This is a genomic window from Fictibacillus sp. NRS-1165 (assembly GCF_050468105.1).
In the GTDB taxonomy this organism is placed as follows: Bacteria; Bacillota; Bacilli; order Bacillales; family Fictibacillaceae; genus Fictibacillus_C; species Fictibacillus_C terrinigri.
The window spans coordinates 15,757-34,041 of sequence record NZ_JBDPNU010000005.1 but is presented as its reverse complement, the minus strand read 5'-3'; the positions used below and the strand labels follow the sequence as shown (position 1 = coordinate 34,041).

Annotated in this window: 20 protein-coding genes and 1 pseudogene; 2 read left to right on the top strand and 19 right to left on the bottom strand. The window is 42.8% G+C overall.

From position 1 onward, the window contains the following. Positions 1-12: 12 nt before the first annotated feature. From ABHN01_RS02335 to ABHN01_RS02290, 10 genes are all read right to left on the bottom strand, one after another. The gene (locus ABHN01_RS02335; protein WP_429874217.1) at positions 13-699 is read right to left on the bottom strand and encodes a DedA family protein; all 687 of its coding nucleotides are present in this window, start codon (positions 697-699) and stop codon (positions 13-15) included. After that, positions 686-1,642, bottom strand: a complete 957-nt coding sequence (gene corA / locus ABHN01_RS02330; protein ID WP_429874216.1) for a magnesium/cobalt transporter CorA — start codon at positions 1,640-1,642, stop codon at positions 686-688. The genes ABHN01_RS02335 and corA overlap by 14 nt, the downstream gene beginning before the upstream one ends. Before the next feature lie 31 nt (positions 1,643-1,673). After that, on the bottom strand, positions 1,674-2,801 hold the full coding sequence (locus tag ABHN01_RS02325) for an MGDG synthase family glycosyltransferase (RefSeq protein ID WP_429874215.1): 1,128 nt from the start codon (positions 2,799-2,801) through the stop codon (positions 1,674-1,676). Between the two features lie 23 nt (positions 2,802-2,824). Next, entirely contained in the window at positions 2,825-3,403 is a 579-nt protein-coding gene (locus tag ABHN01_RS02320; protein ID WP_429874214.1) for a DedA family protein, read from the bottom strand. 11 nt (positions 3,404-3,414) lie between these two features. Next, the gene (locus ABHN01_RS02315; RefSeq protein ID WP_429874213.1) at positions 3,415-4,122 is read right to left on the bottom strand and encodes a polysaccharide deacetylase family protein; all 708 of its coding nucleotides are present in this window, start codon (positions 4,120-4,122) and stop codon (positions 3,415-3,417) included. Further along, positions 4,119-4,667, bottom strand: a complete 549-nt coding sequence (locus ABHN01_RS02310) for a Chromate resistance protein ChrB (protein WP_429874212.1) — start codon at positions 4,665-4,667, stop codon at positions 4,119-4,121. Before ABHN01_RS02310 ends, ABHN01_RS02315 begins: the two co-directional genes overlap by 4 nt. Before the next feature lie 180 nt (positions 4,668-4,847). Next, positions 4,848-6,215, bottom strand: a complete 1,368-nt coding sequence (locus ABHN01_RS02305; protein WP_429874211.1) for a TrkH family potassium uptake protein — start codon at positions 6,213-6,215, stop codon at positions 4,848-4,850. A gap of 70 nt (positions 6,216-6,285) precedes the next feature. Next, a complete protein-coding gene (locus tag ABHN01_RS02300; protein ID WP_425589628.1) occupies positions 6,286-7,170 on the bottom strand; it encodes a YitT family protein in 885 nt (294 codons plus the stop codon). Between the two features lie 146 nt (positions 7,171-7,316). Further along, the gene (locus ABHN01_RS02295) at positions 7,317-8,582 is read right to left on the bottom strand and encodes a cation:dicarboxylate symporter family transporter (RefSeq protein ID WP_429874210.1); all 1,266 of its coding nucleotides are present in this window, start codon (positions 8,580-8,582) and stop codon (positions 7,317-7,319) included. Positions 8,583-8,782: 200 nt separating this feature from the next. Further along, a complete protein-coding gene (locus tag ABHN01_RS02290; protein ID WP_429874209.1) occupies positions 8,783-9,022 on the bottom strand; it encodes a DUF2642 domain-containing protein in 240 nt (79 codons plus the stop codon). Between the two features lie 184 nt (positions 9,023-9,206). Here ABHN01_RS02290 and ABHN01_RS02285 point away from each other — a divergent pair, with 184 nt between their 5' ends. After that, on the top strand, positions 9,207-9,530 hold the full coding sequence (locus ABHN01_RS02285) for a hypothetical protein (RefSeq protein WP_429874208.1): 324 nt from the start codon (positions 9,207-9,209) through the stop codon (positions 9,528-9,530). An 86-nt stretch (positions 9,531-9,616) separates the two neighbouring features. Next, on the top strand, positions 9,617-10,210 hold the full coding sequence (locus ABHN01_RS02280) for a YitT family protein (protein ID WP_429874207.1): 594 nt from the start codon (positions 9,617-9,619) through the stop codon (positions 10,208-10,210). 40 nt (positions 10,211-10,250) lie between these two features. On the opposite strand, the gene ABHN01_RS02275 is transcribed toward ABHN01_RS02280, so the two are convergent. The 9 genes and pseudogenes from ABHN01_RS02275 to ABHN01_RS02235 all read right to left on the bottom strand — a co-directional run bounded on the left by ABHN01_RS02275 (position 10,251) and on the right by ABHN01_RS02235 (position 18,274). Further along, the gene (locus tag ABHN01_RS02275; RefSeq protein WP_429874206.1) at positions 10,251-11,594 is read right to left on the bottom strand and encodes a hemolysin family protein; all 1,344 of its coding nucleotides are present in this window, start codon (positions 11,592-11,594) and stop codon (positions 10,251-10,253) included. An 82-nt stretch (positions 11,595-11,676) separates the two neighbouring features. Continuing rightward, entirely contained in the window at positions 11,677-11,895 is a 219-nt protein-coding gene (locus tag ABHN01_RS02270; protein ID WP_290401911.1) for a hypothetical protein, read from the bottom strand. A 6-nt stretch (positions 11,896-11,901) separates the two neighbouring features. Continuing rightward, a pseudogene (locus ABHN01_RS02265) lies at positions 11,902-12,084 on the bottom strand (MerR family transcriptional regulator); the annotation flags it as partial. An 85-nt stretch (positions 12,085-12,169) separates the two neighbouring features. After that, a complete protein-coding gene (locus ABHN01_RS02260) occupies positions 12,170-12,553 on the bottom strand; it encodes a YidH family protein (protein WP_429874205.1) in 384 nt (127 codons plus the stop codon). A gap of 74 nt (positions 12,554-12,627) precedes the next feature. After that, entirely contained in the window at positions 12,628-14,373 is a 1,746-nt protein-coding gene (locus ABHN01_RS02255; RefSeq protein ID WP_429874204.1) for a phospho-sugar mutase, read from the bottom strand. A gap of 244 nt (positions 14,374-14,617) precedes the next feature. Further along, positions 14,618-16,171 (bottom strand): GNAT family N-acetyltransferase, encoded by a 1,554-nt coding sequence (locus ABHN01_RS02250; protein ID WP_429874203.1) that lies wholly within the window; start codon positions 16,169-16,171, stop codon positions 14,618-14,620. 30 nt (positions 16,172-16,201) lie between these two features. Continuing rightward, the gene (locus tag ABHN01_RS02245; RefSeq protein ID WP_429874202.1) at positions 16,202-16,597 is read right to left on the bottom strand and encodes a VOC family protein; all 396 of its coding nucleotides are present in this window, start codon (positions 16,595-16,597) and stop codon (positions 16,202-16,204) included. Continuing rightward, entirely contained in the window at positions 16,597-17,247 is a 651-nt protein-coding gene (locus tag ABHN01_RS02240; RefSeq protein ID WP_429874201.1) for an HAD family hydrolase, read from the bottom strand. Before ABHN01_RS02240 ends, ABHN01_RS02245 begins: the two co-directional genes overlap by 1 nt. 166 nt (positions 17,248-17,413) lie before the next feature. Then, positions 17,414-18,274: a ComEC/Rec2 family competence protein gene (locus ABHN01_RS02235; RefSeq protein ID WP_429874257.1), complete on the bottom strand. Its 861-nt coding sequence runs from the start codon at positions 18,272-18,274 to the stop codon at positions 17,414-17,416. Between the last annotated feature and the right edge of the window lie 11 nt (positions 18,275-18,285).

The following is an 18,285-nucleotide window of genomic DNA, read 5'->3' as shown; positions in this document are numbered from 1 at the left end:
AGGTTTCTCTTATTATTTCATAGACTTTTGTGAAGCCCGAATTTCTCTTCTTGATACAATTGCATAACGAACCACCCACAAAACGAAAACAGCGCCGCAAACTAAAGGAACAAGCCACTGATGCTCCTGAAAATAACGGTTTACCTGAAGGATATGCTTTCCGTAATGGGTTCCGATCGCAAAGTATACGATGACCCAAAGAAAACCAGCAGGATATGTAAGAGCAGCAAACCGGTAAAAAGAAAGGCGGTAACTGCCGACCACAAACGGCATGAGCAGCCTTAGCCCAGGCACAAAAAAGCTGAAGACAAGAATCTTATCCCCCCATCGGCCAAGCAGGGATGACCCCTTTTGGATTCCTTTGTTCATTCTGCCGTTCCGCGAGCATACTCGAAGAACCGCGGCTCCTCCGTATCTTCCCAATGCATAGCTTAGAGATAAGACCGAAATAACGCCCAGATAAGTCATAAAGAAGGAGAGTACAGGATTAAGCAGGGCGCTTGCTGCGAGCATTCCAGTACTCATTACGATGATCTCATTAGGAACCGGCAAACCGAAAAAACCGATCCAGGAAAGCACAAATACACCAAGATAGCCATGTTCCTGAAAAAAGTGAATCAAGAAGCCGTAATCCATCGTTCCCGCCACCCTTTCATCCGGCCGTGGATTCCACACCTGTTCCTTTCTATTCCTGATCAAACCATCCCTTTTTTCTAAACCAAAAGTACATGCTTAGCCCTAAACATACCATGCATCCAAGAATGATAAAGTAGCCCGCATGCCAATTCAGCTCAGGCATATATCTGAAATTCATTCCGTAGATCCCTGCAATAAACGTCAACGGCATGAAGATCGTTGTGATGACCGTCAAGGTTTTCATAATGTTATTCATTTTATAAGAATTAAGTGATATATAATTATCACGGATATCCGAAGTCATTTCCCGATTGGAATCGATCATCTCGCTTAATTTTATTAGATGATCATAAATATCATGAAAATAAGCTTTTTTATGCTCGGAAATCATAAACCGTTTGGATTCCAGGACGCGGTATATGAGATCTCGCATCGGAAAGATAGACCTCCGCACTTTCAGCAAATCACTTCGCACATCAAACGTCTGTTGTATTAAAGAGTGTTTATTTCCTTTCTCATAGTTATTCTCAATATCAAGCAGATGGTCCTCAATATTTTGGACGATTGGAAAGTACGTATCTACGATCTTGTCCATAATCTTATGGCCGACTTCAATTGGGCCGATGGCTGAATAATCTCGTACATCCTGAAAATAGTTCCAGGTAGACTCCAGTTCTTTTAGTTCGTCAAAATGGAAAGACACAATAAAATTCTCTCCGATAAACAGGTCCACTTCCTGCGCGGAGAGAGAATGGGTGTTTAAAGCGTGCACGACAAAGAAACTATAGCCTTGATAGTATTCTAATTTAGGCCGCTGAAGGAATTGGAGACAGTCCTCGATCGCCAGGGGATGAAAATGAAAATAAGAACTAAGCAGTTGGATTTCCTCTTCATCCGGGTTAATGAAATCCACCCAGTACCATGCAACGTTATCGTCTGACAACGATTCAACAGGCGGTTGCAGCAAAACATTGTGATCTTTTGTAACAGCCATTATTCTAAGCATATCCGTCTTTCCCCCGGTACGTACAGATTAATTAAACGGGCTGCATTTGCAGCATCGTGTTCTCATTCAGCAAATTCAGCACCACTTCATAAGCGCTTTTTTCTTTATGATTCTCAAAATAACTCATTTTGCGCAGAATTCCTTTTACTTCGGGCTCATTTTCAAGGACAGAAGCGATCTGCTCTTCAAACGGCTTTTCCTCGTTAAGCTGAATGATTAATTTTTCACTGATCAGCTTCCTCAAATTGATCTGTTCCTGGCCAGGCAGGGCGGAGTGAACGAAAATAGGCAGCCTCTTCTTCAGGGCTTCACTGATGGTGATCCCGCCTGGTTTTGTGACAATGGCGTCCACTTGTTCGTAAAGATGGTTCATTTCTGTCCGCGTGTATATATAGCCCCGCGGCCGGATGTTGGGGTGATTCCACGAAGACAGCTCCTTATACAGCTTCTGGTTTTTTCCGCAGAGAACTGTATAACGGTAATTGGAGTCTTCCTTGATCTGTTTCAGGAACCCTTTCATTTTACCAAGCCCGATGCTTCCGCCAGATATTAAAATGTGTTTTTTCAGGACAGGTCGCCCAGAGAAATAAGCACGGATGTCTTCGTTCACTGGTATCCCTGTAATGATAATCTGGTCTCGGTCAATCTTGTGTCTGGCGACAAGCTCTTTCTTCATGGAAGCATCACTGACGAGATGATAATCAATCCCTTTTTTTCCCCAGATGTCGTTAATAAAGAAATCTGTATATACGTTTACGACCGGGACCTGAATCAATCCTCTTTTTTTCAGCCGGCTGATAATCGCAGAAGGGAAACAGTGAGTACATACAATCACGTTTGGCTTTTCTTCACGAAGCATGCGCAGCATCTTATGTTCAAAAAGCAATAATTGATGAGGCAAAATCCCTCTTTTTTTTGCCGGAGTGTACATGACATGATGATAAATCCAATCATATGTTTTAGGCATTGTATGAATCCACTTTAAATAAGTGGTTGAAATCACTTTTTCCAATGGTTTATTCCAATAGCTTAAGAAATCGATTTTCTTGCAGATAATATGCTGTTTGCTGCTCTGCTGTATGGATGACATTAAAGCATCAGCAACCTGATGGTGACCAGAAGGCATTTGGAACAAAGGCAAAAACAAAATCTTTTTCATATAAAACCCTCCCTACAAACCTTCTAAATCCTGTTTGCAAATTTCTTCCTGAATATCGTTAACAAAAATAAAAGCAAAGCCGCTGCAGCAATCCATGGCAGGTATTTTAATTTAATCTGATCACCAAAGAAATAGCCTATGCTGACAAAGGTCGTCGTCCATAATGCACTCCCTGCAAACGAAAGCAGCACGTACCGATAAAAAGAATAGCAGCTAATCCCTGCAATGTAAGGGGCCAACTGGCGAAGTCCAGGCAGATAGAAACCAAATAATAAGGTTGTCAGCGCATGGCGGTGAAAACGCCCCTCCACCATACTCCATCGTTCTGGTGTAACTTTAATATACTTTCCATAACGCTCTATAAACGGGAGGCCAAGCTTCCGCCCGATCCAATACGACATGAGCATTCCTGCAAATGTTCCTAAAAAGGCATAAAGCAGGCTGGTCCCAAATTCAAAATGTCCTTTTGCGACGAGTACACCAACCAGAAACATAAATGATTCTTCCGGTGCAGGTATGCCGACAATACCGCAAAATAACACGATAAGAATAATCCAATGTCCATAACTTTGCATATAAAAAATAACGCTGTCTAAACTCATAGGAACCTCGTTCATTGTTTTTTCTTAAGTTCATCAAGTGACACAAACCGATAGCCTTTTTGCTGGGCGAATTCTAAAAATTCACGAAGGGCCTCAAGCATGACTGCCGGTGCCTCTTCATCAGCTCCAGGATTATCTCCGTTATCATGAAGTAAATAGATTTTCCCGCGGCCAAGGTCTCTTTTCAGCCTTTCTGCCAGCTTTTCCTTTCCTTGTGAGGCTTTCCAGTCTTGACTGATGGAAGACCACATGATGGTTTGGTACTTCCTTGCAGCAGTGAGCGAGAAAAGGTTGAAGCGTCCCCAGGGCGGCCGGTAATATAACGGATCTTTACCCGTAATCTTCTTTATGACAGAAGCGCAGCTCCCAATTTCCTCCCGAAGACGATACGGGAGCAAGAACCAGCTGTTGGAATGAGTCTGGTGGTGAATTCCGATGGCATGTCCTTCTCTGCACATTCGATCTATGAGATGGGGATGGCTTTGTGCCCGTTCTCCCACGATAAAAAAAGCAGCAGATGCCTGATAAGAACCCAGAAGATCAAGCAGCTTCTCCGTATATACAGGATGAGGGCCATCATCGAATGTCAGTGCAATCTGGAATTCATTATTCCCGGACTTCATAATCCCTATAGAGAAAACCCTGATAAGAACAGTGGGTATAATGGCGTAACAGAAAAACACAAACAGCAATAAAAATACAACCGATAAAATTATCATTCCCCGTGGTATACTCCCTCAAGCTGATCTACGGCGTCTGAAAGTGAATACAGCTTTTCTTCACATCTTTTTAAACATTCTTTAGAATGGAAAGAAAGCTCATTCTTAAAATAGTCTCGCTTCATAATCTTTCTATGCCATCTTTTCAAGCGCAGAAGCTCCATTTCATTTTCCTCTATATCACCAAATCGGGAATCGTTTTGGCTTTCGTCGTTCATGCGTTTCAGGAAGCGGGTGCAGCTCTCCAGCAGCTCCTCATACTCGGCCGCTCTCTGGGCGGTAAAAAGTTGTATCAGTTCTTGCTGGGAGTAATGAGAGAACTTTTCGACCTCTGCGATAAAAGAAGCACCGCGGTGCTCATCAATGAGTGTTCTTAGCTTAGTCAGCTTTTTTTCAATATCCGGTGTTTTAGGCACCAAGCATACCGATTGCTGAATATACAGCACTCCAAGTGCTTTTAGATTCCTCCAGATCCTTACTCTCAGCGTAGAAGGCTCTGCAGATACTTTATATGAAAACAAATACCATGTTCTATTATCTTCCATGGGGTTCACACCTTAATTTATTTGGATAGCCTGTTGCCATAATAACATAAATAACAATTGTTGCAAACGGAAATGAAACAACTGTTTCATAAATTTGTAAGTCCTTAATAAATCTTATCGATTCAATGGGAATTTTACATATAAAAAAAGAGGAGGACTCGATCGTCTTCCTCTTTTTGTTTATTGGCCAATGATGATTTTTTCTTTTGGATAATGGAAATGCTCCACAACCGTCTTTCCTCGGATAATAAATAAGAAGGATAGAACACCAATCCTTCCAATGAACATAAGGACCATGAGGATTACCTTGCCCCCGGTACTCAATTCGGAAGTAATTCCTAAACTTAACCCTGTAGTACCAAATGCGGAACAAACTTCAAATACAATTTTCTCAATCGGCAAAGGGTCCGTGACCGCTAAAAGCAAAGAGGCAGTACTGCAAAGCAGAAAGGCGACAATCAACACAATAAAAGACTTTTGCACATCCTCCGCCATCACTTCTCTGCCAAAGACTTTGATCGAATTCCTTCCTTTGGCATAAAACAGGATAGCCAGGTAGGCTACAGCAACAGTCGTTGTCCTGACTCCTCCCCCTACACTGCTTGGTGAAGCACCGATAAACATCATCGCGCTCAAAAATAGATTAGTGGGCGTTGAAAAATGGTTCATGTCCATCGTAGCGAGGCCGCCGCTTCTCGTTGTCACCGACTGAAACAAGGAATAGAATACCGTCTCATGCCAGGATTTGTCCGCGAGAAAATGACCGGCTTCAAAGACATAGATCCCCATTGTTCCTGTTACGACCAGAATAAAAAAAGTGATTGTCGTAATTTTGGTAAAGAGTGTAAAGGTATATCGTTCCTTATATTTTCTTTCCGCTATGAAATTCTTCCCTTCGACCAGTACAGGAAAACCAATAGCACCGGCGGTAATTAAAATCATGGTCAGCACCTGTATAAGGTAATCATCCTTAAACGGTATCAAGGACTGGCCCGTAAGATCGAAACCGGCATTTGTTGTAGCAGTAACCGAAGAAAAGAAACCATGGTAGAGGGCTTCTTGCCAGGATGGGTAGTACTTTAAAAAGAGGACTGTAAAAAGAACCATACCGATGAATTCTATGATCAAAATTAAGGTCAGAATTTGCCTCATAAGATTCACAAGTCCGGCCAAAGTAGATTGATTTTGATCAGTCATGATCAGCTGACGTTCTCTCATGCCGATTTTCTTTCCGAGCAGAATCCACACGGCAGTCCCCATCGTCATTACACCTACACCGCCGATTTGAACGATCATCGCTAAGGCAATCACTCCGCCCGTATTAAAGGTCTCATGAATCGTTACGACAGAAAGCCCGGTCACACTCACCGCACTGATCGCTGTAAACAGAGCGTCAACAAACGTCAGTTTTACTCCAGGATTGTGAAAGACAGGCAAACTGAGTACCCCAGTCGCAATAATGACTGAGAAAAGATAATAAAGAACGATGATTTGAACAGAGGTTAAGAAGAATCCTCTTTTAGTATTATTTCTTTTTACTCCAAGCACTATTTTCACAACCCTGTCTGATCAAATACTTTCAATTAAAATATACCCGGAACCGTAGCTTAAAGCTGCATCAGTGAATATTTTTCTTTTTAAATCGGCCGCCTTTTACGTCGTGAATATTTCCAACTGCCAAGAAGGCTGTCGGATCAATATCATCCACGATATTTTTTAATTTCGCTTCCTCAAGCCTGGTGATCACGGTAAAGATTACTTTTTTATCGTCTCTGGAATAGGCACCCTCCCCGTTCAGATAAGTTACACCACGTCCAAGCCGGGCGAGAAGGGCTTCGCCTATCCTCATATGTTCATCACTGATGATCCAAACGGATTTCGACTGGTCAAATCCATCGATTGTTACGTCAATGACTTTAAACGCGATATAGTAAGCGATTAAGGAATACATGGCTCTGTCCCAGCCAAAAACAAATCCTGCACTGGCCAGGATAAAGATATTAAAGAACATCACAACTTCACCGACGGAAAATGGTGTTTTTGTGTTGAACAGGATCGCTAAAATTTCGGTTCCATCGAGTGATCCTCCATAGCGGATGACCATTCCGACGCCCACTCCCAGTATAACACCGCCAAATACAGCAGCTAATAAAGGATCATCTGTCAAAACAGGCACCGGATGAAGAAAAGAAGTTCCAATAGACATGATTACAACACCAAATAGAGTTGAAATGGCGAAGGTTTTACCGATTTGCTTATAACCGAGGAAAAAGAATGGGATGTTTAACACGACAAGAAACAAGCCGAGGTTCAGGTTTGTTAAATGAGATAGAATAATCGAGATTCCTACAATTCCGCCATCAATGATCTGATTGGGAACGAGAAAAATCTCAAGGCCCGTAGCAACGAGCATGGCCCCCAGGGCAATAAAGAATACCCTCTTCAAAAGATTCGTTTTCGTTATTTTCTTATGAGCTGTTTGTTGTTGTTGTAATGATTCCAACAGCACTCCCCCTCCATTTATAAGTTTCTCTTATGGTATATATTAATTATAGCAGGATTTTATTGATAACTTAAATGATAAGCCTTATCAAATGATAAATTCGCAAAGACTAAAAAAGAAGCCCCTGCTTTTGCAGGAGCCTCTTTTTATGATGCTTGTTTCACTTCTTTGATATACGCTTCAGCTTTTTTATTATCAAATTGGCCTTCCCACTTGGACATGATAATCGCAGCAAGAGAGTTACCTACTACGTTAACTGCCGTTCTTGCCATATCAAGGATACGGTCGATACCAGCAATAAACGCTAATCCTTCTACCGGGATGCCCACTGTGCCCAGTGTAGCAAGGAGGACGACGAACGATACTCCTGGTACACCTGCAATTCCTTTAGATGTTACCATCAGCACAAGAAGCAGTGTGATCTGCGCGGAAACCGGCATGTCAATCCCATACATTTGGGCAATAAATAATGCCGCAATTGCCTGATACAGGGTTGAACCATCTAAGTTAAAGGAATACCCTGTTGGAATAACAAAGCTTGCGATAGCTTTCGGGCATCCTAACTTTTCCATCTTTTCCATAAGCTTTGGCAGAACGGTTTCTGAGCTTGAGGTTGAATAGGCAAGAATTAGCTCATCTTTTAATATTCTGAAAATATTAAAGATATTAACTCCAGCAATCCTTGCAACAATCCCCAGTACCACTACGACAAAGAACGCCATGGTCAAGTAAACAATTATGACAAGCTTACTTAATGGAATCAGTGATGAAACACCGAACTTCGATACCGTAACACCGATCAGTGCGAAAACTCCGAACGGAGCAAATTTCATGATCTGGTTTGTTACATAAAACATGGCTTCTGCTGTTCCTTGGAAAAACCTCAGAACGGGCTGGCCCTTCTCTCCAATGGCTGCTACACCTAGTCCGAACATAACGGAAAAGAAAATAATAGCAAGCATGTCACCATGCACAAGAGACTCAAACAAGTTTTGAGGAACAATATTAACGAAAGTCTCCGCAAATCCATGTTCTCCTGCTGTTTTGGCTGTGTCAACATAGCTTCCGATATCTGTCTTGCTTAATGTTTTCATATCTACGCCTACACCCGGCTTAAAGATATTAGCTACTAACAAGCCAATAGCGATGGCAATCGTTGTTATGATCTCAAAATAAAGAATAGTTTTTCCGCCGAGTTTACCCAGCTTTTTCATATCACCTACACCGGCGACACCGACGATGAGGCTGGAAACTACAATCGGAATGACAATCATCTTAATGAGCCTTATGAAGATATCTCCAATTGGCTGCAAATACTTTTCAATTCCAGGGTTGCCGTAAAACACAGCTCCGACCGTGATCCCCAGAATTAAACCGATAAGAATCTGCCATGCTAGTCCAATTCTTTTCATAATGTATATCACCTCTTGTTGTTTGTAATCGTTAACACAATACTCTCATTGTATATTCTTTATAAAATGTTTGTCAAAGTTAATAATTGCTAACTTGCTTATTTGCACCAATAAACAAAGCAATAACGCAGGTTTAAGCACGACAAAAAAATAAAAAACACCCCTGGAAATGGGATGTTTTTCGCCCTGTTGAAACCCAGTTAGATCGGGAAAATCGCTACAATCTCTGCTATGCGGATAACAACCCGGAACGTACAATTGTTTCTTCTTACCCGCAGTACGATGACATCCCGGCCAACTTCAACTAATCTTCCGCGGAATGTCTGGTTTACGGTATCTACTTGTACACGTTCGTTAATTAGCGCACACGCTTCTCTTCTAAACGTATCTCCCCGGCGTCGGCCAAACCTGCAGTCTCCGCCATCAAAACCAAAACCCATGAATTACTCTCCTTTCATCACCGATTTCTACCAACCGATGGTACTAATAGTAAATGCGGGGGACAGGGTTTTGGTGTGGACAAACATCACGGGCACCTGCTGATATTTATCGTTTAAACAGTTGTTTAATATTAGGCCGACAGGGAAAAATGAGGACAAAAGCCTAGAAGAAGGGATGGGTTCGATGAGACAAGCCGAGACATTCGATGATATTCTTGAATTCTCCAATACACATGATTCGCAAGGCACGATGTATCTCAGTCAAAAAGAAACATCACCGGGAGGAATTTTGTTCAGTGATGAAGATTCAGGAAAACAGCCATTGGAACTTGAAATTAAACTTCTTTTAAAAACAAACGATGACTCTATTTGTTTTTCCAAACGCTATATGGAAGATGAAGAAGAGGAGTTTGAAAAAACGATGGATCAGCTGGAGCATATGAAAAACCAATTCAGCATAAAAACTGTAAATTCCAGTGAATTCGATGCGCTTTTGTCCAATAAATAGTAGGTGATCCGGCTTTCTGGACATGTCAGTAATGGTTTCCTGTTCGGCTTCATAAAGTAATAAAAAGAACGGACAGGAGGAAAACGATGCTTGCAAAGATGGCAGCCGTTTTCATCGGCAGTTTCTTAATGGGAATCGGAATAAATGTTTTTATACTTCCCTTTCATTTATTGGACGGCGGCATCATTGGCATCGGTCTGCTGTTAAAATATGTGTGGGGATTTAAAGTGGGAATGACCATTATCCTTCTGAGTGTTCCTATTTATTTTTTGGCCTGGAAATTCGACCGCCGTTCGTTTGTTAACAGTATTCACGGTATGCTCGTCTCGTCTTTTATCATTGATCTTTTGCTGCCTCTTAAGGGATCCATACACCTCCCCGTGATGGAAAGTGCTGTGATCGGCGGTTTATTGATCGGAACAGGGATCGGCATCATGCTTAGATACGATACGAGTACAGGCGGCACAGATCTCCTCGCGCTTTTTATTTCCAAGCGTTCTTCATTAAACGTTGGCGTCATCATCTTCATCATTGATGCTGCCGTAATTGTTTCTGGATTATATTTTATCGGCGAGGGAATGTTTTTCTACTCTCTCATCACCATCTTGTCTGTAGCATTTGCAACGAGCACAATTACCCTTTTCCACTCCGTCTCAGTTTTTTTAACGCCCAAATCCTAAAAAAATGCCCGCTGCCTTTATAAGACAGCGGGCATTTCAATTACTCGGGATCCGTAATTAACTCAGGGGTTTTAACCGCCCCCTCCAGCTCCTTCGCGATTTCTAATTTACTTACCTCAATGCGTTTAATCTGGTGTCCGTCATTTTCCACGACTTTAAAGATCAAGTCTTCATGCTCGATCTCATCTCCTTCAACAATATCGGAGTTTTGAGAAAGCATCCATCCTCCGATGGTATCAAGATCGGAATCATCGATTTCCAGGCCATACAAATCATTCACCTCAGAGATCAGCACTTTTCCGTCAAGCACCGTCACTCTAGGTGTCACCTTTAATATCATCGGGGTTTCATCCGTATCAAATTCGTCGCGGATTTCTCCAACGATTTCCTCAAGTATATCTTCCACTGTTAACAGGCCAGCTGTTCCTCCGTATTCGTCCATCAGGACAGCCATATGCACCTGCTGTTTCTGAAGTTTCACCAAGGTTTCCTGAATAGGCATCGTTTCAATCACGGTTAAAATAGGGCGCAAGTAGCTCTCCAGTGATTGTTCCACACCGGACATGAGATCATAAAATATTTCTTTTACGTTCACCATACCTACTACATGGTCTTTATCCTCATCGACGACGGGATAACGTGTATACTTTTCACTCGTGATGATGGCAAGGTTTTCTTCAATGGATTTGTTGATATATAAACAAACGATTTCCGTACGCGGAACCATAATCTCTTTAGCGATACGGTCATCAAACTCAAAGACTTTATTCATATAGCTATACTCTGACTGATTAATTTCTCCGCTCTTGTAACTCTCGGAAAGTATTAGACGAAGCTCTTCTTCCGAGTGGGCCATCTCATGCTCCGAAACGGCCGACAGACCGAACATTTTTGTAAAAAGGCGGGCACTTCCGTTAAGCAGCCAGATGATGGGATACAGGACTCTGTAGAACATGATCAGCGGTCCTGAAAGCATCAAGCTGATCTCCTCTGCCTTTTGAATAGCAAAGGTTTTAGGCGCAAGCTCACCGAGTACAACATGAAGAAAAGTAATGATGGCAAAAGCAAGAATTAAAGTGACCGTTTTCGTGAGCGCAGGACTTAAGCTAAATTGTTCAAAAACCGGCTGAAGCAAGTGATGAAGAGTATCCTCACCGAGCCACCCCAGTCCTAAAGCGGTAATTGTGATCCCAAGCTGACAGGCTGAAAGATAACCATCCAGGTTTAGCAGTACCTTTCGCACCGCAACTGCCCGCTTATTTCCTTCTTCCACGAGCTGGTCGATTCTCGTACGGCGGATCTTTACAATCGCAAATTCAGCGGCCACAAAAAAAGCGGTTAATACAATCAGTAATGCTACTAAGAATAACTTAAATATGTCCAAATAGACTCTTTATTCTCTCACATCTTGGAGAGATAAAGATGTCACCTCCTGATTTATTTTACTGGATACTTTCGGCGTTTCCTTAAATAAGCGGCGTTTCTCCAATAATCAATAAAAGGCTGTGAAGTAAAGTTGCGCGTTCGGCAGGCATATATTTAACAGCAAGTTTTAATTGCTCCTTGTCGAGCTGCTGAAGAAGAGGCTTTAGCTCCTCCACATCTTTTTCAAGCGTATTGAGCTGCATATCGACTTTTTGCATCGTTTCACTATACAGCCCTTCCTTTTCCTTGAATGATGCCATTTTTTCTTTGATTTTCTCTAAAGGAAGATGCTGTTTCTTATAATAATTAATCCACGTAAGCTGCTGTAGGGCTTCTTCACTGTAAAACCGATAATTTGATTGGGAACGTTCAGCCTTTAACAGGCCAAGTTTTGTATAATAATCAATGGTTCTTTTTGAAACGCCTGCTAATTCAGCTAGTTCGCTGATACGATACTTCCCAAATCAATCACCCCAATGCATAGATAATAAATAATTTTACAGAATTAGAACTGTACAGTCAAACGTTTCGGTTTTAAAGGATACTTTGTTTCATGAAATAACTGGCCATTAGAACACTCATCACAACCACGAGGGAAATGGAGACCACGAAAACCATCCTGATGGGAGATTTGAAACTTTGGTTGTTAATTTGTTTTTGTTTATTAAAATAATCGACGGTCGCAAAGACAATCGTGGCAATTCCGAGCAAGAATGCGATAAATCCGACAGCCGCCACCACCTGATCCTCCAGCCGCAGAACTTTGATCTGCAGGGTAAAATGAAGATTTAAGAAAACAAAGCCGATGCCCGCCATTGCGATCGCTGTCCTAATCCAGGCAAGATATGTCCGTTCATTGGCCAGATGCTGCTGAATGTATTTAGAATCAATCGTTGGTTTTCGGTCTTGTTTATCCATAGATAATCTCCCTGTCATTGTCCCTTATTTCAACAAAGAGCAGTCCGGGTTCCGGGACTGCTCTTTGTTTACGTTTACTGAGCTGCTGCAACAAGCTGTTGGACGTGATCCATGACATCATTTTTCAGTTCACGCAGCAAGGATTCACTGCTGGTCAAGGAGTCTGATTTAACGGCAAAATAAAATTTAATCTTAGGCTCTGTCCCTGAAGGCCGCAGGCAGAACCAAGAACCATCACTCAGAACATATTTTAAGACATTGGATGCCGGTAAGTGAATGCTGCTTTCCTCTTCAAAAATGAGATCCGTTTTTGTTGCTGTGCTGTAATCCTCAACATACAAAATTTCCTTCCCTGCCATTTTTAATGGAGGATTGGCCCTGAACGATTCTAAAATATGAAGAATCTGCTCGGCGCCCGCTTTGCCTTTCAGCGTTAATGATTCAAGGCCCTCCAAGTGATATCCGTAGCTTTCAAATATGTCTAATAGACCCTCGAACATCGTTTTCCCTTGCTTTTTATAATACGCTGCAACTTCTGCAGCAAGAAGGCAAGTCTGAACGGCATCCTTGTCGCGGACAAAATCTCCGATTAAATAACCGTAGCTTTCTTCATAGCCAAACAGGAAAGTATGCTCTCCCGTTTTTTCATATTCTTTGATTTTCTCGCCGATAAATTTAAATCCGGTCAGTGTATCGACGGTTTTAAGGCCAAAAGAGCTCGTAATTTCTCTTCCCAGCTCGGATGTTACGATCGTCTTAAGGACGACTCCTTTCGGGCACAGAGAGCCTTGAGCTTGCTTTTGTGAAAGAAGATAGTGAAGAAGGAGTGCCCCCGTCTGATTTCCGGTAAGCACCACATACTCCCCGTCCAGGTTCTTTACCGCTACACCGACACGATCGGCATCAGGATCTGTTGCAAGCAGGACGTCTGCATCCTTCTCTTTGCCATATTGAATAGCAAGCTCAAATGCAGCATGCTCCTCCGGATTTGGCGACTTAACCGTTGAAAAATCAGGGTCAGGTTTTTCCTGTTCTTTTACAACTGTAACATTTTTAAAACCGATCGCATCCAATCCGATCCTAACCGGTAAATTAGCCGTTCCGTGAAGAGGCGTAAATACGATGCTTAAGTCTTTCATGTCATGTATGAGATCCGGATTAACGGTTATCCTCTTTAACTGCTCAAGATATGCGTCATCGATTTCTTCACCCACGATCTGGATGAGCCCGTCCGCTTTCAACTGCTCCTGGGGATCAACCGGGATCGCAAGTTCATTTTCTATCTTTTCAACTAGTTCTGTTAAAAGATCCGCTTCATTCGGCGGCAGCTGCCCTCCATCGGCACCGTATACTTTGTATCCGTTATACTCGGGAGGATTATGGCTGGCTGTAATGACAATTCCGCTGAAAGCCTTGAGATAGCGGACAGCAAAAGAAAGCACGGGCGTTGGTCTCAAGCTCTCAAACACGTAGGTTTGTATTCCCCTTGTCGCTAATGTGCTTGCCGCCTCCATCGCAAATTCAGGTGACTTATGCCTGGAGTCATAGGCGATGACTACACCGCGCGCCTTCGGCTTCTCACCATGTGCTTCAATGAAGCTTGCAAGGCCGGCTGACGCCTTTCGAATGGTATATGTATTCATTCGGTTCGTTCCAGGGCCGATTTCCCCCCTCATGCCTCCAGTGCCAAATTCGAGGTTCTTATAAAAGGAATCCTCAAGGCCGGTTTCCGTTTCTTTTAATTGTTCGAGCTGACGTCGAAGCTCGTCGCTAAGAGTCGGTTCATTCAACCATTTTTCGTATGCAGTCATCCAGTTCATTACGGAATCTCCTCCTTTTATGCGCGGGTCTATTCCCTTTATAATTCTGTACCGCGTATGTTTTCCCTTCTTGTACGGAAAATTCTCAACTACTTATTCCATTATACCGCAGTGTAAAAGCCAGGAAAACTACATTCGACAGCAATGCGGAATTTGTCGCACGATTTGCTGGCATGCGACATTATTTCCCGGTAAATAAAAAAATACAAGCAAAAACGACAGGAAATCTCCTGCCGTTTTCTTTTTAGCTTTTACTTTTACTCTTTTGAACCACTTCATACAAATCCAGCCTGCGGTTTCGAAGCTGGGTGACGTTCCCTGTCTTTCGCTGCCTGCGCAAGATCTCCAGGTCAACGTCTCCGACGACGACTGTTTCGATGTTCGGATGGCATTCCCCAACGATTCCGTCCCGTGGGAATGCGAAATCAGAAGGAGTGAAAATTCCAGATTGAGCATACTGGATATCCATATTTTCAACCTGTGACAGGTTGCCTACTGTTCCGGCAATGACCGTGTAGATTTCATTCTCTACAGCTCTTGCCTGTGAACAATACCTTACCCTGACATACCCCTGTCTGTCCTCGGTACAGAATGGTGTAAAGATAATATTAGCTCCCATGTCTGTCACAATTCGAGACAGCTCAGGGAATTCTATATCATAGCAGATCAGAATGGCGATCTTGCCGCAATCAGTGTCGAACACCTGCACCTTGTCACCTGGTGTGATGCCCCACCATTTTCTTTCATTTGGTGTGATGTGAATCTTATACTGCTTTTCAATCGTTCCGTCTCTTCGGAATAAATAAGCAACATTATAGATGTTGCCATCCTCTTCAACGAAATGCGAGCCTCCGATTATATTGACATTGTACCGGACCGCGAGATTTGTAAAGAGTTCGATATAATCCTCCGTATATTCGGTCAACCGCCTGATGGCCTGGCTAGGGCTTTTCTCTTCACAGAATGATAAGAGCTGAGTAGTCAGCAATTCAGGAAACACAGCAAAATCGGATCCTTGATCGGCAGCAACATCTGTATAATACTCAACTTGCGTAGCGAAATCCTCAAACGATTCAATCGTCTTCATCATGTACTGAATAGCTGTTATACGTATCGGTTCACTTGTTTTGAAATGTCTCCTCGTATTATGAGGATGATAATCCACATTATTCCATTCCATCAAAGTCGCATATTCCTTGGACTGCCTATCATCAGGCAGATAATGGCGGTTGATCCGCATGACTGTGAATCCGTTCATCAGCTGAAAGGTGAGCACTGGATCGTAAATATTGTGATGGATGACTTCTTTCACATATTCCCTCGGTGTCATTTCGTTAGAATGCTTGTAATAATTTGGGATGCGGCCGCCCAGGATTATGCTTTTCAGATTCCACTCTTCAGCAAGTTCTTTTCTCGCCTCATATAGGCGCTTTCCGATTTTCATCCTGCGGTAATTTGGGTGAACCATCACTTCTATGCCATAAAGATTATAGCCGTTAGGATTGTGGTTCGTAATGTACCCTTCATCTGTAATTTCGTCCCATGTATGCTGGTCATCATATTCATCAAAGTTAACAATCAGGCTCGAACAGCTTCCAACTATTTTCCCTTCATATGTAACTACAAACTGGCCTTCAGGAAAAATATCCAGATGGCTTTCAAGCTGCTCGCGCTTCCACGGCTCCATGTGGTCAGGAAAGCAGATTCTCTGCAACTCAAGAATTTCATCTAAATCATTGTATTGTATATTCCGAAGTTCAATCTTCTTTTCAAATTTAGAAACATCTACTTCACTCAATAGGCTCACTCCTATTCAAATTCAATCTCATCAAACCCAGTTTTCCATCCTGCCGGCCAAAGAGCCTGTATTGAGCTCCAGTTGAATACCATCTGGATCCAAAAAGTTCACGCAGCGCCCTCCGCCCCGCTTTATCGGACCTCTGACAATCTTTACGTCATTGCTTTTGAGGACCCCCACTGCTTGATCAAAGTCATTTTCGTGCACAGTGAAGGCCGCATGGTCGACTCCGGCCGATTTACTGTCTGCCTTCTTAGCTTCTCCCCGCTCGAGCAGACAAATCCAGACCGGCCCCCACTCAAGATAAGCGTCCGTCCGCCCTTTATGAACAAGCACGGCATTTAATACCGTTTGATAAAAATCCAGTGAACGGCTTAAGTTTTTCACTGCAAAGGTTATATGATTAACTCCCAGAATCTTGACCATCAAAACCGGCTCATCAGTTCTATTAACTGTACTTCTGCTAACGACTCCAACTGATGGTCCACATCTCCGAAAGCAAGTCCTCTCGTTACTTCATTAGGGATAACTACACAATAAAGACCTGCTGCTTTCGCTGCTTTCGCCCCGTTCGCCGAATCCTCAAACGCAATCGCTTCCTCCGGTTTCACTCCAAGGCATTTAACAGCTTCCAAATAGAGGGCAGGATCCGGTTTTACTCGCTCTACTTCATCCGCTGTTTTCAAACAGTCAAAGTAGGAAAGCAAATTTAACTTTTCCAAGTGCCCAGTTACCCATTCGCGCGACGAGCTGGTGGCGAGAGCGATTTTCAAACCAAGTTCTTTAGCCGCTTCCAGGTAGTCCTCCACACCCGGAAGCGCTTTTTCACCTTCCAGCATGGCAAGGACCCTTTCATGATGCTGCGCACGCAAGCCCTTTATATCTACCTTTTTATTGATTTGTTCTTCAAGGTATTCAAAGGGATCTAAATGATCCTTCGTTCCAATGCATTCCTGCCATAACTCCAGCGGCATGCTGCATGAATGCTCCGTAAAAATCTCTTGAATGGCATTGTAAACACTCGTCTCCGAATCCAAGATCAGCCCGTCAAAATCAAAGACCAAAGCTTTTATCATTTATTTCATTGCCTCCCTTTTTATATTTATTTTCTTATCCCTGTCTTGAAAGTGCAAGAGAGAAGCTTTTAAGAAAAGCGCAAGCGCCGTGCAAGCTCTTTATAACCTGGCAATTCTTTACCCTTTTCAAGGTCTAAAAAAACAAGGCATCCCAAATCGGGGCACCTTATTTAAAGCCGTTCGTCCGGAACGTTATTTTATTTCCGTTGCTGATGGCCGTAATAACCCCGAGCTGATCGGTTCGATAGATGGTCATATCCAACCGTTCCAGCCGGTACAGCACTTCTTTTGAGGGATAATGATACGGATTGTTGTTTCCTACCGAAATAATAGCGGTCTTTGCGTGGACAGCTTTTAAGAACGGCATGGCGGTTCCCGTGTTTGCACCATGATGGCCGACCTTAAGGACATTTGCCTTTAAATCTTTTTTCGACGAAAGCAGTTCCTTTTCGGATTCCATCCCAGCATCAGCCATCAGCAAAAAGCGGTTTTTACCATGTGTAATCCTCAATACCGCAGAGTAATCATTAATGTATTTATAATAGGAAGAACCAGGTCCCAGCATATCCACCTTTACTGAAAAACCGAATCGGAATTTGGTTCCGGCTTTTGCACGTTCCACTGGGATGTTCTTTTCGTTAATGATTTTAAAAAGATCATGATAATAAGCCGTATCATACGGAAGATTGGGCATGTAAATCTTTTTTACATTAAAATTCTGTATCACATCGTCCATGGATCCGATATGGTCATGATGAGGATGCGTTGCCACCAATACGTCGATATCGACAACTCCCTGGCTTTGTAAATACCGAATAATCTCTGGTCCATCATTTTCGTCACCCGCATCAACGAGCATGTTCTTCCCATTCGGCATCTGGATCAAAATGGAATCCGCTTGGCCGACATCAAGAAAATGCACCTTCAGCGGCTCGAACCATGCGGCACCTGCGTTTTTTGGGGAGAAGCATAACACAGCAGCGGCCAGGATAGCGGCTATGATCAGCTGCTTTTTGATTCGATTCACCTTCAACGATC